Annotated in this window: 15 protein-coding genes; 5 read left to right on the top strand and 10 right to left on the bottom strand. The window is 72.9% G+C overall.

Annotation, left to right across the window (positions count from 1 at the left end; genetic code table 11):
- Positions 1–4: 4 nt before the first annotated feature.
- The 7 genes from ABZ192_RS04675 to ABZ192_RS04645 form a co-directional block, all read right to left on the bottom strand.
- On the bottom strand, positions 5–1468 hold the full coding sequence (locus ABZ192_RS04675) for a SidA/IucD/PvdA family monooxygenase (protein WP_356923077.1): 1464 nt from the start codon (positions 1466–1468) through the stop codon (positions 5–7).
- Positions 1465–2871, bottom strand: a complete 1407-nt coding sequence (locus tag ABZ192_RS04670) for an aminotransferase class V-fold PLP-dependent enzyme (RefSeq protein WP_356923076.1) — start codon at positions 2869–2871, stop codon at positions 1465–1467. Before ABZ192_RS04670 ends, ABZ192_RS04675 begins: the two co-directional genes overlap by 4 nt.
- 136 nt (positions 2872–3007) lie before the next feature.
- Positions 3008–3841 (bottom strand): NAD(P)H-binding protein, encoded by an 834-nt coding sequence (locus ABZ192_RS04665; protein ID WP_356923075.1) that lies wholly within the window; start codon positions 3839–3841, stop codon positions 3008–3010.
- Between the two features lie 114 nt (positions 3842–3955).
- The gene (gene pepN / locus ABZ192_RS04660) at positions 3956–6451 is read right to left on the bottom strand and encodes an aminopeptidase N (protein ID WP_356923074.1); all 2496 of its coding nucleotides are present in this window, start codon (positions 6449–6451) and stop codon (positions 3956–3958) included.
- A gap of 68 nt (positions 6452–6519) precedes the next feature.
- A complete protein-coding gene (locus ABZ192_RS04655) occupies positions 6520–7155 on the bottom strand; it encodes a response regulator (RefSeq protein ID WP_356923073.1) in 636 nt (211 codons plus the stop codon).
- A gap of 144 nt (positions 7156–7299) precedes the next feature.
- Entirely contained in the window at positions 7300–7650 is a 351-nt protein-coding gene (locus tag ABZ192_RS04650) for a chorismate mutase (protein ID WP_356923072.1), read from the bottom strand.
- Between the two features lie 70 nt (positions 7651–7720).
- Complete coding sequence (locus ABZ192_RS04645) at positions 7721–8179, bottom strand: GNAT family N-acetyltransferase (RefSeq protein ID WP_356923071.1); 459 nt, start codon at positions 8177–8179, stop codon at positions 7721–7723.
- 122 nt (positions 8180–8301) lie between these two features.
- Here ABZ192_RS04645 and ABZ192_RS04640 point away from each other — a divergent pair, with 122 nt between their 5' ends.
- A complete protein-coding gene (locus ABZ192_RS04640; RefSeq protein WP_356923070.1) occupies positions 8302–9189 on the top strand; it encodes a hypothetical protein in 888 nt (295 codons plus the stop codon).
- A 42-nt stretch (positions 9190–9231) separates the two neighbouring features.
- Here ABZ192_RS04640 and ABZ192_RS04635 read toward each other — a convergent pair whose 3' ends face one another.
- Together ABZ192_RS04635 and ABZ192_RS04630 are read right to left on the bottom strand one after the other, a co-directional pair.
- Positions 9232–10179, bottom strand: coding sequence for an SDR family oxidoreductase (locus ABZ192_RS04635; RefSeq protein ID WP_356923069.1), 948 nt, complete (start codon positions 10177–10179; stop codon positions 9232–9234).
- A gap of 18 nt (positions 10180–10197) precedes the next feature.
- Complete coding sequence (locus tag ABZ192_RS04630; RefSeq protein WP_356923068.1) at positions 10198–10953, bottom strand: SDR family oxidoreductase; 756 nt, start codon at positions 10951–10953, stop codon at positions 10198–10200.
- A gap of 54 nt (positions 10954–11007) precedes the next feature.
- Between ABZ192_RS04630 and ABZ192_RS04625 the strand changes: the two genes are divergently transcribed.
- The 4 genes from ABZ192_RS04625 to ABZ192_RS04610 are packed head-to-tail and all read left to right on the top strand — an operon-like array spanning position 11008 to position 14371.
- The gene (locus ABZ192_RS04625; RefSeq protein WP_356923067.1) at positions 11008–11769 is read left to right on the top strand and encodes an enoyl-CoA hydratase family protein; all 762 of its coding nucleotides are present in this window, start codon (positions 11008–11010) and stop codon (positions 11767–11769) included.
- Positions 11770–12606 (top strand): CoA-transferase, encoded by an 837-nt coding sequence (locus ABZ192_RS04620; RefSeq protein WP_356923066.1) that lies wholly within the window; start codon positions 11770–11772, stop codon positions 12604–12606.
- Positions 12603–13322 (top strand): CoA-transferase, encoded by a 720-nt coding sequence (locus ABZ192_RS04615; RefSeq protein ID WP_356923065.1) that lies wholly within the window; start codon positions 12603–12605, stop codon positions 13320–13322. The genes ABZ192_RS04620 and ABZ192_RS04615 overlap by 4 nt, the downstream gene beginning before the upstream one ends.
- Positions 13322–14371, top strand: a complete 1050-nt coding sequence (locus ABZ192_RS04610) for a nitronate monooxygenase (protein WP_356923318.1) — start codon at positions 13322–13324, stop codon at positions 14369–14371. The genes ABZ192_RS04615 and ABZ192_RS04610 overlap by 1 nt, the downstream gene beginning before the upstream one ends.
- On the opposite strand, the gene ABZ192_RS04605 is transcribed toward ABZ192_RS04610, so the two are convergent.
- Entirely contained in the window at positions 14355–15512 is a 1158-nt protein-coding gene (locus ABZ192_RS04605; protein WP_356923064.1) for an acetyl-CoA C-acetyltransferase, read from the bottom strand. The genes ABZ192_RS04610 and ABZ192_RS04605 overlap by 17 nt on opposite strands.
- Between the last annotated feature and the right edge of the window lie 19 nt (positions 15513–15531).

Here is a 15531-nt window from a genome sequence, read left to right as displayed (position 1 = left end):
TTCGTCACCTTCGGTCGTCGACGAGCGGCGTCAGTGCCGGTGCCTCTCGGGGTGGCGGGACCTGCTGCCGCTGTGTGAGGCCGAAGGTGGTGAAGGCGGTGCGGCGCGGGAGCGCGTAGGCCTCCCTGCCCGTCAGGGAGTTGAGGATGATCGCGCTGCGCCAGGCGGCGAGGCCGAGGTCCGGGGTGCCGACGCCGTGTGTGTGGGTCTCGGCGTTCTGGACGTACACCGTGCCGGTGACGGACGGGTCGAGGACGAGGCGGTAGTCCTCGTCGATGCGCGGGCGTTCCCGGCTGTCGCGGCGCATGTAGGGGTCGAGGCCGGCGAGGACGCGGTCGAGGGGACGTTCGCGGTAGCCGGTGGCGAGGACGACGGCGTCGGTGGTGAGGCGGGAGCGGCTGTCCTGCCGGGCGTGCTCCAGGTGCAGTTCCACTTTGGTCGTGGCGACGCGGCCGGCGGTGCGGACGCGGACGCCGGGGGTGAGGACGGCGTCGGGCCAGCCGCCGTGCAGGCTGCGGCGGTACAGCTCGTCGTGGATGGCGGCGATGGTGGCGGCGTCGATGCCCTGGTGCAGCTGCCACTGCCCGGCGACGAGCCGGTCGCGGGCGGGTTCGGGCAGGGCGTGGAAGTAGCGGGTGTGGTCGGGGGTGAAGTGCTCCAGGCCGAGCTTGGAGTACTCCATGGGGGCGAAGGCCTCGGTGCGGCCCAGCCAGTGGAGTCTCTCGCGTCCGGCGGGCCTGCGCCGCAGCAGGTCGAGGAAGATCTCGGCGCCGGTCTGTCCGATGCCGACGACCGTGACGTGTTCGGCGGCGAGGAGGGCGGCGCGGTGGTCGAGGTAGTCGGCGGCGTGCACGACGGGCACGCCGGGGGCCTCGACGAGGGGTTTGAGGGGGTCGGGGACGTAGGGTTCGGTGCCGATGCCGAGGACGACGTTCCGCGTGTAGGTGCGGCCGAGGGCCTCGGCTTCTGCGTCGGTGTCGAGCTGGGTGAAGTCGACTTCGAAGAGGTCGCGTTCGGGGTTCCAGCGGACGGCGTCGACCTGGTGGCCGAAGTGCAGGCCCGGGAGGTTGTCGCAGACCCAGCGGCAGTAGGCGTCGTATTCGGCGCGCTGGATGTGGAAGCGCTCGGCGAAGTAGAAGGGGAACAGCCGCTCGCGGGACCTGAGGTAGTTGAGGAAGGTCCATTGGCTGGTGGGGTCGGCGAGGCTCACCAGGTCGGCGAGGAACGGCACCTGGATGGTCGCGCCCTCGATGAGCAGCCCGGAGTGCCAGCCGAAGGCGGGGCGCTGTTCGTAGAAGGCGGTGTCGAGTTCGCCGAGCGGGTGGGCGAGCGCGGCGAGGGACAGGTTGAACGGGCCGATGCCGATGCCGACCAGGTCGCGGGGGGCGTCGGGGTCGTGGTGCGGGTGCGGGGTGGCCGGGGTGGGGTTCGGCTCGTCGTGCGGCTGGGGACTCGGCACGGGGTTCATCGGGGGGTGTGTCCTTCCACGAGTGTCGCTTGCCGTGCTGCCACGAGGTGCAGCAGTGCGGTCAGGTCGGCGGGCCCGGTGGCGGGGTTGAGGAGGGTGGCCTTGAGCCAGAGCCGGCCGTCGAGGCGGGCCCGGCCGAGGACGGCGCGGCCGTCGGTGAGGAGCGCGCGGCGTACGGCGGCCACGGTGTCGTCGGTGGCGCCGGCGGGCCGGAACAGGACGGTGCTGATGACGGGCCGGGCGTGGAGTTCCAAGCCGGGGTGTTCGTCGACGAGCGCGGCGAACTCGCGGGCCCGGGCGCAGACCTGGTCGACGAGCGCGGCGAGGCCGCTGCGGCCGAGGGTCTTGAGGGTGACGGCGAGTTTGAGGACGTCGGGGCGGCGGGTGGTGCGCAGGGACCGGCCGAGCAGGTCCGGCAGGCCGGCTTCGGTGTCGTCGGCGGCGTTGAGGTAGTCGGCGCGGTGCCGCAGGGCGGTGAGGTCGCGGGGGTCCTTGACGGCCAGGAGGCCGGCGGCGACCGGCTGCCAGCCGAGTTTGTGCAGGTCGAGGGTGACGGTGTCGGCGGTGTCGAGTCCGGCGAGCCGGGGGCGGTGGCGGTCGCTGAAGAGGAGGCCTCCGCCGTAGGCGGCGTCGATGTGCAGCCGGGCGCCGTGGGCGGCGCAGCGGGCGGCGATCTCGGGCAGGGGGTCGATGAGTCCGGCGTCGGTGGTGCCGGCGGTGGCGGCGACGAGCAGGGGGTCGGGTAGGCGGGAGAGGGCCTCGTCGAGTGCGGCGGGGTGGAGCGTGCCGGCCGGGGCGGGCAGGACGACGGGGTCGGGCAGTCCGAGCAGCCAGGCGGCTCGGGCCAGTGAGTGGTGGGCGTTCGTCCCGCACACGAGCCGCACGGGTCCGCCGTAGGCCTCCCGTGCGAGGAGGAGGGCGAGTTGGTTGGACTCGGTGCCGCCGGTGGTGATCAGGGAGTCGGGGGCCGTGCCCGGGTCGGGCCCGGGCCCGTAGATCTCCCTGGCCAGCGCGCCCGCCACCAGCAGTTCCAGTTCCGATGCCGCCGGGGCCTGGTCCCAGGAGTCGAGGGAGGGGTTGAGGGCGGAGGCGGCGAGGTCGGCTGCTGTGGCGATGGCCAGGGGCGGGCAGTGGAGGTGGGCGGCGCACAGGGGGTGGGCCGGGTCGGCGGCGCCTTCGGCGAACGCGTGGACCAGGGTGCGCGGGGCGTGTGGGTCGCCGTGGTCGGGGAGCACCTCCCCCACCGCCTCCCGCATCCGTGCCGCGACCGCCTCCGGCCCGCCCGCGGGCAGCGGTCCGCCGCGCGCCCGGGCGCCCTCGTCCAGGGCTTGGAGCACGGTGTCGAGCAACGGCCGCAGGGCGCGCGGGCCTTCGGGGCCTGAGGCGAGGGGTGGCGTGCTCATGGGCGTTCCTCCGGGGGGCGGGGGCGACGCGCCCGGAAAGCCCAACGACCGGACCCGGATGGAGGTACCTCCGTACGGGAAAACCGGACGGAGGTACCTCCCTACGGGAATGCCTGTGGCAGGGGTGCGGCCCCTCTCAGCCCTTGAAGTCGTCCACGTGGTCCTCGGCCCAGGCCGCGAAGGGACGGGCCGGCCGGCCGGTGATCTCCCCTACCGTGCCGGTGATCTCCGGCGGGGTGCCGACCGTCGCGGCGAAGGAGTCCATCAGGGCCTGCAGCATGCCCGGCGGGACGTGCGGGAACAGTTCGGGGCCCGCCTGGTCCGGCGGGATCTCGGTGAAGCGCAGGTCGCGGCCGAGGGCCCGGCCGATCGCCGCGACCTGCTCGGCGTTGGTGATGGCCTCGGGACCGGTGAGGCGGTGGGCCGCGCCCTCGTGGCCGTCGTCGAGGAGGGCGCGTTCGGCGACGGCGGCGATGTCGTCCTCGTGGATGGGGGCGGTCTGTCCGTCGGCGAAGACGCCCCGGACGGTGTCGCCGGTGCGGATCTGCTGGGCCCACTGGAAGGCGTTGGCGGCGAACGCGTTGGGGCGCAGGAAGGTCCACTCCAGGCCGCTGTCGCGGACCTGCTGCTCGGCGGTGGCGTGCATGACGTGGATGGGGTGGTTCTCGTCGGCGCCCGAGCCGATGATCCCGGAGGACAGCAGGACCACGTGGCGCACTCCGGCGGCACGGGCCGCCGCCAGGAGGCCGGCCGTGCGGTCGCCGCCCGCCTGGACGTACAGGAACAGCTTGGTCGCGCCCTCGAACTGGGGGGCCGGTTCGTCGAGGTCGAGCCGTATCGCCTCGGCGCCCGCGGGCAGGCGGGCCCGTTGCGGGTCGCGGGTGAGCGCCCGCACGGGCCGTCCGGCGGCGACGAGGCGGTCGACCAGGGCGCGGCCGACGTTTCCGGTGGGACCGGTCACTGCGATCATGAAGGGCTCCTCGGGGCGTGATCGTGCTTGTCCGCCCGAGGCTATGAAGGGCGGCCGGCCCGCCGCATCGTCGAAAGGGACCAGCCGGCCCGCTCGCGCCCTACGTCTGTCGTCCTAGGCCTCCTCGCCCTGGCGGACCCGCAACGCCCGTGCCAGGTCGTCGAGTTGGTCGACGAGCTTGCGGCGCAGCGCCGGGGTCGGCTCGGCCTGACGCAGGCATTCCTCGCCGAGGCGGAGGTTCTCCGGGTCGACGACGTCGGCGGGGAAGGCCCAGCGGCCGGCGGCTTCGGCGATGGCGGGGCCGCGGCGGTCGGCGAGGGCGACCGCGTCCGTGTAGTAGCGCGGCACGTACGCGCGTACCAGGTCGGCCTGTTCGGGCTGCCAGAAGCCCTGGGCGGTGGCGGTGAACAGGTAGTTGGACAGGTCGTCGGAGCCGAACATGGACTCCCAGGCGCGGGCCTTGGCGTCCGGGTCGGGCAGGGCGGCCCGGCAGCGGGTGGCGCCTTCCAGGCCGGTGGCGCTCGGGTCGCGTTCCAGTTCGGCGGCGATGGCGGCCTCGTCGGTGGCGCCGAGGACGGCGAGCCGGCCCAGGACGCGCCAGCGCAGCTCAGGGTCGAGCTCCGGGCCGCCGGGCACGGTGCCGTCGGCGAGCCAGGCGGCGATGGTGTCCGGGTGGGCGGTGACGTCGATGCGGTGGCGTACGGCGATCAGGCGCAGGCCGGGGTTGTCGCCGTCCTCGGTGCGGCGGATGAGGTCGCGGCACAGCTCGGAGAGCGTGGCGAGCGCGGCGGGCCGCTCCTCGGGCGTGACGTAGCGGTCGGTGATGTACGTGGACGCGAAGGCGAGCACGCCCTGGACGATCGCGAGGTCGCTCTCCAGCGGGAGGTGGGCGCGGGCGGTCTCCAGGTAGGCGGCGGGCGCCAGTTCGCCGTCGCGGACGGCGTCGCGCAGGGCGTTCCAGACGACCGCGCGGGTGAGCGGTTCGGGCAGGCCTGCGAGGTCCTTGCGGACGGTCTCGAAGGACTCGGGGTCGAAGCGGACCTTGGCGTAGCTGAGGTCGCCGTCGTTGAGGAGGAGCAGCGCGGGGCGCTTGCCGATGGGGTGGGCTTCGGTCTGCGGGAGGTCCATGTGGAGGCGTGTCCGCAGGACGAGCTGCCTGCCGTCGTCGCCGAGGTCCCGGTCGTACAGACCGGCGGCGATGCGGTGCGGGCGGCTGCCGGTGCGGTCGACGGTGAGGGAGCAGGTGCCGTTCTCGCCGGGGGTGATGCTCGGGGTGAGGGTGTCGACGCCGGTGGTGCGCAGCCAGGCGTCGGCCCAGGCGTGGACGTCGCGTTCGGTGGCGCCGGCGAGGGAGTCGATGAAGTCGGCGAGGGTGGCGTTGCCGAACTTGTGGCGGGCGAAGTGGGTGTTGATGCCGGCCAGGAAGTCCTTCTCGCCGAGCCAGGTGACCAGCTGCCGCAGTGCGCTGGCGCCCTTGGCGTAGGAGATTCCGTCGAAGTTGAGCAGTGCGGAGGCGGTGTCGTCGACGGCTTCGGGGGCGACGGGGTGGGTGGAGGGGCGCTGGTCGGCGTCGTAGCCCCAGGCCTTGCGGTTGACGCCGAAGTCGGTCCACGTGTCGGTGAAGCGGGTGGCCTCGGTGAGGGTCTGGTAGCCCATGTACTCGGCGAAGGACTCGTTCAGCCAGATGTCGTCCCACCACTTGAGGGTGACGAGGTCGCCGAACCACATGTGGGCCATCTCGTGGGCGATGACCATGGCGCGGGTCTGCCGCTCGGTGTCGGTGACGGCGGAGCGGTAGACGAACTCGTCGCGGAAGGTGACCAGTCCGGGGTTCTCCATGGCGCCCGCGTTGAACTCGGGGACGAAGGCCTGGTCGTAGGAGTCGAAGGGGTACGGTTCGTCGAACTTCTCGTGGTAGCGGTCGAAGCAGGCGCGCGTGACGTCGAGGAGCTCGTCGGCGTCGGTGTCCAGGTAGGGGGCCAGTGAGCGGCGGCAGTGCAGGCCGAAGGGCAGGCCGCGGTGCTCGGTGCGCACGGAGTGCCAGGGGCCTGCGGCGACGGCGACGAGGTAGGTGGAGATCAGCGGCGTGGCGGCGGCCTGCCAGAGGCCGTCTCCGGTGTGCTCGGTGAGGCCGTTGGCGAGGACGGTCCAGTCCTGCGGGGCCCGCACCGACAGCTCGAAGACGGCCTTGAGGTCGGGCTGGTCGAAGGCGGCGAAGACGCGCTGGACGTCGTCCAGGAACAGCTGGGTGTAGACGTAGGTCTCGCCGTCGGTGGGGTCGGTGAAGCGGTGCATGCCCTCGCCGGTGCGGGAGTAGCGCATGCGCGCGTGCACGCGCAGTTCGTGTTCGCCGGCGGTGAGGTTCTTCAGGGGCAGCCGGTTGCCGTCGAGGCTTTCCGGGTCCAGGGGCTGTCCGTCGAGGGTGACGGAGCGCAGCTCGGCGGGCTTGACCTCGACGAAGGTGTCGCCGTCCGCGCGGGCGCCGAACCTGATCAGAGTGCGGGAGTCGAACGTCTCGTCCCCGGTGGTCAGGTCGAGTTCGATCGTGTAGCGGTGGACGTCGAGGAGCCCTGCTCGGGTCTGCGCTTCGTCGCGCGTCAGTACGGACATGCAGGACATGCTGCCTGATGGCACCGGCATGGCACAGTGGCGGATCGGTATGCGACCGATGTCCGGTCTCAGGTGCGGTCTTTTTCGAGCTCCCCGGCGTGCGCCCCCGAGGGCCGCTGGGGCGGCACGCGCACGTCGGGGTGGGGCAGGGCGGGCCGCTCGGGGCGTGCGCCGGTCTCGGTGTGCGCCAGGGCGGGCCGCTCGGGGCGTGCGCCGGTCTCGGTGTGCGCCAGGGCGGGCCGCTCGGGGCGTGCGCCGGTCTCGGTGTGCTCCCGGATCTGGACGCGCAGCCGGCGCACCTCCTGTTCCAACGCCTGGTGGTGCTGATGGGCGTCGTAGAGGTAGCGGACCTTGGTGCGCAGGGCCCAGGGGTCGACGGGTTTCATGACGAGGTCGGCGACGCCGAGGCGGAAGGCGGCGGTGGTCAGTTCCTGGTCGGGGCCGAAGCCGGTGAGCAGGATGACCGGGATGTGCTGGGTCTGTTCCACGCGTCGCATGTAGCGCACCACCTCCAGTCCGCTGACGCCGGGCATGCGCACGTCCAGCAGGAGCAGGCCCACCTGGCCGCGCAGCACCTCCTTGAGCGCCTCGTCGCCGCTGGTGGCCCGGCCGAGCCGGTAGCCCAGCGGGGCCAGGGCGCTCTCCAGCGCGTACAGCGTGTCCTCATGATCGTCGACGATGAGGATCCTGGTATCCGACGGCATGGCCCGACGCCCCTCCCTCGTGGAGGATCCAGAGTAAGTCCGGGACACTGACGCGCAGTACTGGTCGGCTGACATGCTGTGCACAGCGCAGCATGCCCCGCGCGGGGCGCCGTGTCACTCCCTCCGGGGGGTGGTCGTGAGAGGTCAGTCCCGGCCGGGGGCCGATCCGTTGAGCGCCTCGTCCGCGATGCGCTCGTGGTGGCGGATGACTTCCGCGACGATGAAGTTCAGGAACTTCTCGGCGAAGGCCGGGTCCAGTTTGGCGTTCTCGGCGAGCGAGCGCAGCCGGGCGATCTGGCGGGCTTCGCGGGCCGGGTCGGCGGGCGGCAGCTGGTGCCGGGCCTTGAGGTGGCCGACCTGCTGGGTGCACTTGAAGCGCTCGGCGAGCATGTGGACAACGGCCGCGTCGATGTTGTCGATGCTGTCGCGCAGGCGGGCGAGTTCCGTGACGACGGCAGGGTCGACGTCACCGCTACCGGTGTTGCTGGTGGTCATGGCTGGTCAGCTTAAGGGGCGCAAACCCGGCGGCCGCGGGCCGTCTCACGAATCGGTGACTCGGCGCCGCTCAGCCGCTGGGGGAGGCACCGCCCAGCCGCTTGTGGAAGCAGACGTCCTCGTGTCCGCCGGGCACGCCCTCGATGCGCGCCCGTTCCCGGAAACCGAGCCGCGGGTAGAAACCGGGCGCCTGGAAGCTGTACGTGGAGACGACCATGTCCGTGCAGCCGCGCCGGACGGCCTCTTCCTCGGCGGCGCGCATCAGCCGGCCGCCCCAGCCGGCGTGCCGCTGGTCCGCGCGCACCCAGAGCAGATCCACCGAGCACAGGCTGCCCCAGGTCCAGGCGGTGAGCCCGCCGATCAGGTCGCCGGCCTCGTCGGTGACGCGCACGGAGAGCGGCTCGGTCGTGACGCCGTCGGCGGCGGCGGTGTTGAAGGCGGTCAGCTCCTCGTCGAGCCGCTTCTCGAGTGCGTCGTCCTGGCCGCCCACCTTGAGGGAGGCGGCGACGGAGTGCTGTTCACCGGTCACGGCCCGGATTCTGCCAGCGGCCCGGGGCGGCGACGACCGGTTTTCGCGGCGGCGGGGCGGCCCCGTGGCCGTCACACTTCCGTACAGTGGAATCGGGTTCAGGGGCGTCTTGGGGGTGACGCGTGGCGAACGACGGGCCGGTCGAGCACGGCTACCCGCATCTGGAGACGGTGCGGGCCGCCATCACGGCGCTGTACAAGCGACTGTCGTACGACACGATCCAGACGTTCGCGACGAGTGTGCTCCCCGCCGACGTGGCGTTCTGCGACACCGACGACCTGTATCTGGGGGCGCAGCGGGTGGCGCACGAGCTGGTGGGGCACTACCGGCTGCCGGACGCCCGGCTGGTCGTGAGCTTCCGGGAGATGCGGCACGCGGCGAATGTCGAGCTGGCGGCCGGGCCGGAGTACTTCGTGGAGCTGAACGACCGGTTCCGTACGCATCGGCGGGACATCGGGGCGGCGCTGGCGCACGAGGTGATGCATGTGTACCTGCACCGCCTCGACCTGTCGTTTCCCGGCGTCCGGGACAACGAGATCCTGACGGACACGGCGACGACGTATCTGGGCGCGGGCTGGCTGCTGCTGGACGCGTACCGGGAGGACCGGGCGTCGTCCCAGAAGCTGGGGTATCTCACGCCGGAGGAGTTCGGGTACGTGCTGGCCAAGCGCGCGCTGCTCTTCGGGGAGGATCCGTCGGTGTGGTTCACCAGTCCGCAGGCGTACACGGCGTACGGGAAGGGGCGGGAGCTGGCCCGACGCGATGAGCAGCAGCCGCCGTTGACCGCGGCGGGGTGGGCGGGGCGACGGCGGTACGCGCACGACCGGCGGCATGCGCAGGCCGGGCCGCCGCAGCCGGGAGTGCGGTACTCGTTCACGCCGGACGGGGGCGGGCGGCTGCGCGTGTCGTTTCCCTGTCCGACCTGTCATCAGCGGATCCGGGTGCCGGTGCGGGGGCGCGTTCGGGCGCGGTGTGCGTTGTGCCGGAGCGTGTTGGAGTGCGATACGTAGGTGTGCGCGCGGGGTGGGGAGAGGGATCGCTCGCCGGTCTTCCTACGCCCCGTACACGCGCCCCGGCTCCCCCGCCTCCGCCAGGAGTTTCCGGGCCGCCTCCCCCGCCTCCGCCGGATCCCACCGTCCCCCCTTGTCCGCGCTCGGGCCCGGGCGCCAGCCCTCCATCACCGTGATCCGGCCGCCCTCGGTCTCGAAGACCCGGCCCGTGACCCCGACGCTCGCGTCCGAGCCGAGCCAGACGACCAGAGGCGAGACGTTCTCCGGGGCCATCACGTCGAAGCCCGAGCCGGGCGCCGCCATCGTTTCGGCGAAGGTCCGCTCCGTCATACGGGTCCGGGCGGCGGGGGCGATCGCGTTGACCTGGACGCCGTAGCGGCGCAGTTCGGCCGCCGCGACCAGGGTCAGCGCGACGATCCCGGCCTTGGCGGCGCTGTAGTTGCCCTGTCCGACCGAGCCCAGCAGCCCGGCTCCGCTGCTGGTGTTGACGATCCGCGCCCCGGGCGGGCGGCCCGCCTTGGCCTCGGACCGCCAGTGCGCGGCGGCGTGCCGCAGGGGGAGGAAGTGACCCTTGAGGTGGACGCGTACGACGGCGTCGAAGTCGTCCTCGTCGAGGTTGACCAGCATCCGGTCGCGCAGGAAGCCCGCGTTGTTGACGAGCGTGTCGAGCCGGCCGTACGTCTCCAGGGCCGTCCGGACGAGGGAGGCGGCGCCCTCGGTCGTGGCGATGTCGCCGCCGTGCGGCACCGCCTCACCGCCCGCCGCGCGGATCTCCTCGGCGACGCGGGCGGCCGGGCTGCCCGGGCCCGGGCCTGGCGTCCCGTCTGCTCCGGGCGTCCCGTCTGCTCCGGGTGTGCCGTCGAGGCCGACGCCGAGGTCGTTGATGACGAGCCGCGCGCCCTCGGCGGCGAACGCGAGGGCGTGGGCGCGGCCGAGACCCCGGCCCGCGCCGGTGACGACGACGACCCGGCCGTCGCAGATTCCGCTCATCCGAACTCTCCTGTCATGTCAGGTCTCCTCATGCCAGGTCTCCTTGTCGACGGTCGAGGCGTCCAGGAACGCGGGGCGCTCCCCGCCCCCGTGGACGAGCAGACTCGCCCCGCTGATGTAGGCGGCGGCGTCCGAGGCGAGGAAGACCGCGGCCCGGCCGACGTCGGACGGCTCGGCGAGACGGCCGAGCGGGACGGTGCGGGCGACGGCGGCGACGCCGTCCCGGTCGCCGTAGTGGAGGTGGGACAGTTCGGTGCGGACCATGCCGACGACGAGGGTGTTGACCCGGATGTCGGGCGCCCACTCCACGGCCATCGAGCGGGCAAGGCTCTCCAGGCCCGCCTTGGCGGCGCCGTAGGCGGCGGTGCCCGGGGAGGGGCGGCTTCCGCTGACGCTGCCGATCATGACGATCGAGCCCCTGGTCCGCCGCAGGTGCTCGTACGCGGCGAGGGACACGGTCAGCGGAGCCACGAGGTTGAGCTCCACCACGCGCGCGTGCCGGGCGGCGTCGGCGTGGGTGAGCGGGCGGTGGGGGCTGCCGCCCGCGTTGTTGACGAGTACGTCCAGTCGGGGCAGCTCGCCGCACAGGCGCCGGACGGCCTCGGCGTCCCGGACGTCCAGCGGCCTGAATTCCGTCCCGGGCACCGGGACCTCCGGCGGGCGGCGGGCGCAGACCACGACCTCGGCGCCGGCCCGTACGAAGGCACGCGCGATGCCGGCACCGACGCCCCGGGTCCCGCCCGTGACGACGGCGACCTTCCCGTCCAGCTCCATTCGCTGCTACCTTCCACCTAACAAACGTTTGGTGGAAAGGTAGCTGATGCGGCCATGGGTGTCTCCACCTCGTGCGGGGAAAAGGGCATAGCCGTCGTCACGGTCGACTTCCCGCCGGTGAACGCCCTGCCGGTGGCCGGCTGGTTCGTCCTGGCCGACGCGGTCCGCGCGGCCGGGCGCGACCCGCAGGTGCGGTGCGTGGTGCTGACGGCCGAGGGGCGGGGGTTCAACGCGGGCGTGGACATCAAGGAGATACAGAAGGACGGGAACAGTGCGCTGATCGGGGCCAACCACGCCTGCGCGGAGGCCTTCGCCGCGGTGTACGACTGTGCGGTGCCGGTCGTGGCGGCGGTGCACGGTTTCTGCCTGGGCGGCGGTATCGGGCTGGTGGGCAACGCGGACGTGATCGTGGCGAGCGAGGACGCCGTCTTCGGGCTGCCCGAGCTGGACCGGGGCGCACTGGGCGCGGCCACCCATCTGGCCCGGCTGGTCCCGCAGCATCTGATGCGCGCCCTGTACTACACCTCGCGCACGGCGACGGCGGCCGAGTTGCACGCGCACGGCTCGGTGTGGCAGGTCGTGCCGCGCGGGGAACTGCGAGCCGCCGCACTCACCCTCGCCCGCGAGATCGCCGCGAAGGACGGGCGGCTGCTGCGCCTGGCCAAGGCCGCCATCAACGGCATCGATCCGGTCGACGTGCGCCGCAGCTACCGCTTCGAGCAGGGCTTCACCTTCGAGGCGGGCCTGAGCGGGGTAGCCGACCGGGTGCGCGCCGGCTTCGGGACTTCCGGTGGTTCCGGGAAGGAGGGCGCTTAGGTGAGCGACAAGACGATGACGGCCGACGAGGCCGTGTCCCGACTGTCCAGCGGCATGACCCTGGGCATCGGCGGCTGGGGCTCCCGCCGCAAGCCGATGGCTCTGGTGAGAGCACTGCTCAGGTCGGAGATCACCGAGCTCACGGTCGTCTCGTACGGCGGCCCGGACGTCGGCATGCTGGCCGCCGCCGGGCGGATCCGGAAGCTGGTCACGGCCTTCGTCACCCTCGATTCGATCCCCCTGGAGCCGCACTACCGCGCGGCCCGGGAGCGCGGCGCCTTCGCGCTGACGGAGATCGACGAGGCCATGTTCCTGTGGGGCCTGCGCGCGGCGGCGCACCGGCTGCCGTTCCTGCCCGTGCGGGCCGGCCTCGGCTCGGACGTGATGCGGGTCAACCCCGGTCTGCGGACGGTCACTTCGCCCTACGGGGACGGGGAGACGTTCGTGGCGATGCCCGCCCTGCGCCTCGACGCGGCCCTGGTGCACGTGAACCGCGCCGACCGGCTGGGCAACGGACAGTACCTGGGCCCGGACCCGTACTTCGACGACCTGTTCTGCGAGGCGGCGGACACGGCGTACGTCAGCTGCGAACGGATCGTCGACACGGCCGAACTGACGAAGGCGGCACCGGCGCAGACCCTGCTGGTCAAGCGGCACACGGTGACAGGCGTCGTGGAGGCGCCGAACGGAGCGCACTTCACGTCCTGCGCGCCCGACTACGACCGGGACGAGGCGTTCCAGAAGACGTACGCGACGACGCCCTGGCCTCAGTTCGCGGCCCGCTTCCTCGCCGGGGACGAGCAGGCGTACCGGTCGGCCGTCAGGGAGGCGACATGACGGGTGTGACCCGCGCGGAGTACTGCGTGATCGCGTGTGCCGAGGCCTGGCGGGGCGCAGGTGAGGTGCTCGCGAGCCCCATGGGGCTGATCCCGTCCGCGGCTGCCCGGCTCGCCCGGCTCACCTTCGCGCCGGACCTGCTGCTGACCGACGGTGAGGCGCTGCTGGTCCGCCCGGACGGGACGACGGAGGGCTGGCTGCCGTACCGGCAGCATCTGGCCCTGGCCATGGGCGGCCGGCGGCACGTGATGATGGGCGCGAGCCAGATCGACCGGTTCGGCAACCAGAACATCTCGTGCATCGGCGACTGGGAGCGGCCGCGGCGGCAGCTGCTCGGGGTGCGCGGCGCACCCGTCAACACCCTCAACCATCCGACCAGTTACTGGATCCCGCGGCACTCCCGGCGGGTCTTCGTCGAGCGGGTCGACATGGTCTGCGGAGTCGGGTACGACCACGCGGCCGGGGCCCCTCATCACCGCATCCCGAGGGTCGTCTCCGACCTGGGTGTCTTCGACTTCGCCACCCCCGACCGTTCGATGCGGCTGGCCTCGCTGCACCCGGGTGTCACGGTGGAGCAGGTCAGGGAGGCGACGGGCTTCGAGCTGTCCGTCCCCGGCGAGGTGCCGCCGACCCGCGAGCCGACCGCCGAGGAGCTCCGGCTGATCCGCGAGGTCGTCGACCCGGCCGGCAGGCGTACGAGGGAGGTCGCCGCGTGATGGAGACGGCGCTGACGCGGCTGACCGGTGTCCGCCATCCGCTCGTGCAGACCGGGATGGGCTGGGTGGCGGGGCCGCGTCTGGTCTCCGCCACGGCGAACGCGGGCGCTCTGGGCATCCTGGCCTCCGCGACGATGACGCTCGACCGGTTGCGCGCGGCCGTCCGGGAGGTCCGGGCCCGTACCGACGCGCCGTTCGGGGTGAACCTGCGCGCCGACGCGGCGGACGCCGGGGAGCGGGTGCGGATCCTGATCGAGGAGGGCGTCCGGGTCGCCTCCTTCGCCCTGGCCCCCTCCCGGGAGCTGATCGGCGAGCTCAAGGAGGCCGGTGTGGTCGTCATGCCGACGGTGGGGGCGCGGCGGCACGCCGAGAAGGTCGCCGCGTGGGGCGCGGACGCGGTGCTCGTGCAGGGCGCGGAGGGCGGCGGGCACACCGGCGAGGTGGCCACGACGGTGCTGCTGCCGCAGGTCGTCGACGCCGTGGACCTACCGGTCGTGGCGGCGGGCGGGTTCTTCGACGGTCGGGGACTGGTCGCGGCGCTGGCCTACGGGGCGGCGGGCGTCGCCATGGGCACGCGGTTCCTGCTCACCTCGGACTCGACGGTGCCGGAGGCGGTGAAGGCGCGCTATCTGGCGGCGACGGTGCGGGACGTGACGGTCACCAGGGCGGTGGACGGGCTCCCGCACCGCATGCTGCGCACGGACCTGGTGGACGCGCTGGAGCACTCGGGCCGGGTGAAGGCGCTGTTCCACGCGACGCGCCGGGCGTCCCGCTTCCGTAGGCTCTCCGGCCTCACCTGGCGTCGCATGGTCCGCGACGGCCTCGCCCTCCGGCACGGCAAGGACCTGACCTGGAGCCAGGTCCTGCTCGCGGCGAACACGCCGATGCTGCTCAAGGCGTCCATGGTGGACGGCCGTACGGATCTGGGCGTGATGGCGTCCGGGCAGGTCGCCGGGGTCATCGACGACCTGCCGTCGTGCGCGGAGCTGGTGGAGCGGATCATGAAGGAGGCCGAGGACGCCCGCAGGCGTCTCACAGCCTCTCGATGATCGTCACATTGGCCTGTCCGCCGCCCTCGCACATGGTCTGCAGGCCGAACCGGCCGCCGGTGCGCTCCAGTTCGTGCAGCAGGGTCGTCATCAGCTTCACGCCGGTCGCGCCGAGCGGATGGCCCAGCGCGATGGCACCGCCGTTGATGTTGACCTTCTCCGGGTCCGCGCCGGTCTCCTGCAGCCAGGCCAGGACGACCGGGGCGAAGGCCTCGTTGATCTCGACGAGGTCGATGTCGTCGATGGTCATGCCGGTCTTCTTCAGGGCGTGGGCGGTGGCCGGGATCGGGGCGGTGAGCATGCGGATCGGGTCCTCGCCGCGCACCGAGAGGTGGTGCACGCGCGCGCGGGGGGTGAGCCCGTGGTCGCGCACGGCCCGCTCGGAGGCCAGCAGCATCGCCGCCGCCCCGTCGGAGACCTGCGAGGAGCAGGCGGCGGTGATGGTGCCGCCGTCGATGACCGGCTTGAGCCCGGCCATCTTCTCCAGGGAGGTGTCCCGGCGCGGGCCCTCGTCGGCGGTGACGTCCCCGTAGGGCACGGTCTCGCGGGCGAAGCGGCCCTCGTCGATGGCCCGCACCGCCCGTTGGTGGGACCGCAGGGCGAACTCCTCCTGGTCCTGCCTGCTGATCCCCCACTTCACGGCGATCATCTCGGCGCCCGCGAACTGGTTGACGGGCTTGTCCCCGTACCGCGCCCGCCAGCCCGCACTGCCCGCGAACGGCCCCTGGGTCAGCCCGAGCGGCTCGGCGGCCTGCCGGGTGGCGAAGGCGATGGGGATCATCGACATGTTCTGCACCCCGCCTGCGACCACCAGGTCCTGGGTACCGGACAGCACGGCCTGCGCCGCGAAGTGCACGGCCTGCTGGGAGGAACCGCACTGCCGGTCGACGGTCACGCCCGGCACCTCCTCGGGCAGTCCGGCCGCCAGCCAGCAGGTCCGCGCGATGTCCCCGGCCTGCGGCCCCACTGCGTCCAGACAGCCGAGGACGACGTCCTCCACGGCGGCCGGGTCGACGCCCGAGCGGGTCATCAGCTCTTTCAGCGCATGCGCGCCGAGGTCGGCCGGATGGACCGCGCTCAGCCCTCCCCCGCGCCGCCCGACGGGCGTGCGGACCGCTTCGACGATGTAGGCCTCGGCCATGGCAACTCCCTCAGAGGTA

The organism is Streptomyces sp. NPDC006235 (assembly GCF_040613735.1).
Taxonomy (GTDB): Bacteria; Actinomycetota; Actinomycetes; order Streptomycetales; family Streptomycetaceae; genus Streptomyces.
This window is presented reverse-complemented; position numbering and strand designations above follow the sequence as displayed.

Excerpts from the sequence above, each read along its gene's own strand:
- ABZ192_RS04615 (WP_356923065.1), top strand. The coding sequence starts at position 12,603 with ATGACGGGTGTGACCCGCGCGGAGTACTGCGTGATCGCGTGTGCCGAG.
- ABZ192_RS04675 (WP_356923077.1), bottom strand. The coding sequence starts at position 1,468 with ATGAACCCCGTGCCGAGTCCCCAGCCGCACGACGAGCCGAACCCCACC.
- ABZ192_RS04605 (WP_356923064.1), bottom strand. The coding sequence starts at position 15,512 with ATGGCCGAGGCCTACATCGTCGAAGCGGTCCGCACGCCCGTCGGGCGG.
- ABZ192_RS04655 (WP_356923073.1), bottom strand. The coding sequence starts at position 7,155 with ATGCCGTCGGATACCAGGATCCTCATCGTCGACGATCATGAGGACACG.
- ABZ192_RS04610 (WP_356923318.1), top strand. The coding sequence starts at position 13,322 with ATGGAGACGGCGCTGACGCGGCTGACCGGTGTCCGCCATCCGCTCGTG.
- ABZ192_RS04625 (WP_356923067.1), top strand. The coding sequence starts at position 11,008 with ATGGGTGTCTCCACCTCGTGCGGGGAAAAGGGCATAGCCGTCGTCACG.
- pepN (WP_356923074.1), bottom strand. The coding sequence starts at position 6,451 with ATGTCCGTACTGACGCGCGACGAAGCGCAGACCCGAGCAGGGCTCCTC.
- ABZ192_RS04650 (WP_356923072.1), bottom strand. The coding sequence starts at position 7,650 with ATGACCACCAGCAACACCGGTAGCGGTGACGTCGACCCTGCCGTCGTC.
- ABZ192_RS04635 (WP_356923069.1), bottom strand. The coding sequence starts at position 10,179 with ATGAGCGGAATCTGCGACGGCCGGGTCGTCGTCGTCACCGGCGCGGGC.
- ABZ192_RS04665 (WP_356923075.1), bottom strand. The coding sequence starts at position 3,841 with ATGATCGCAGTGACCGGTCCCACCGGAAACGTCGGCCGCGCCCTGGTC.
- ABZ192_RS04670 (WP_356923076.1), bottom strand. The coding sequence starts at position 2,871 with ATGAGCACGCCACCCCTCGCCTCAGGCCCCGAAGGCCCGCGCGCCCTG.
- ABZ192_RS04630 (WP_356923068.1), bottom strand. The coding sequence starts at position 10,953 with ATGGAGCTGGACGGGAAGGTCGCCGTCGTCACGGGCGGGACCCGGGGC.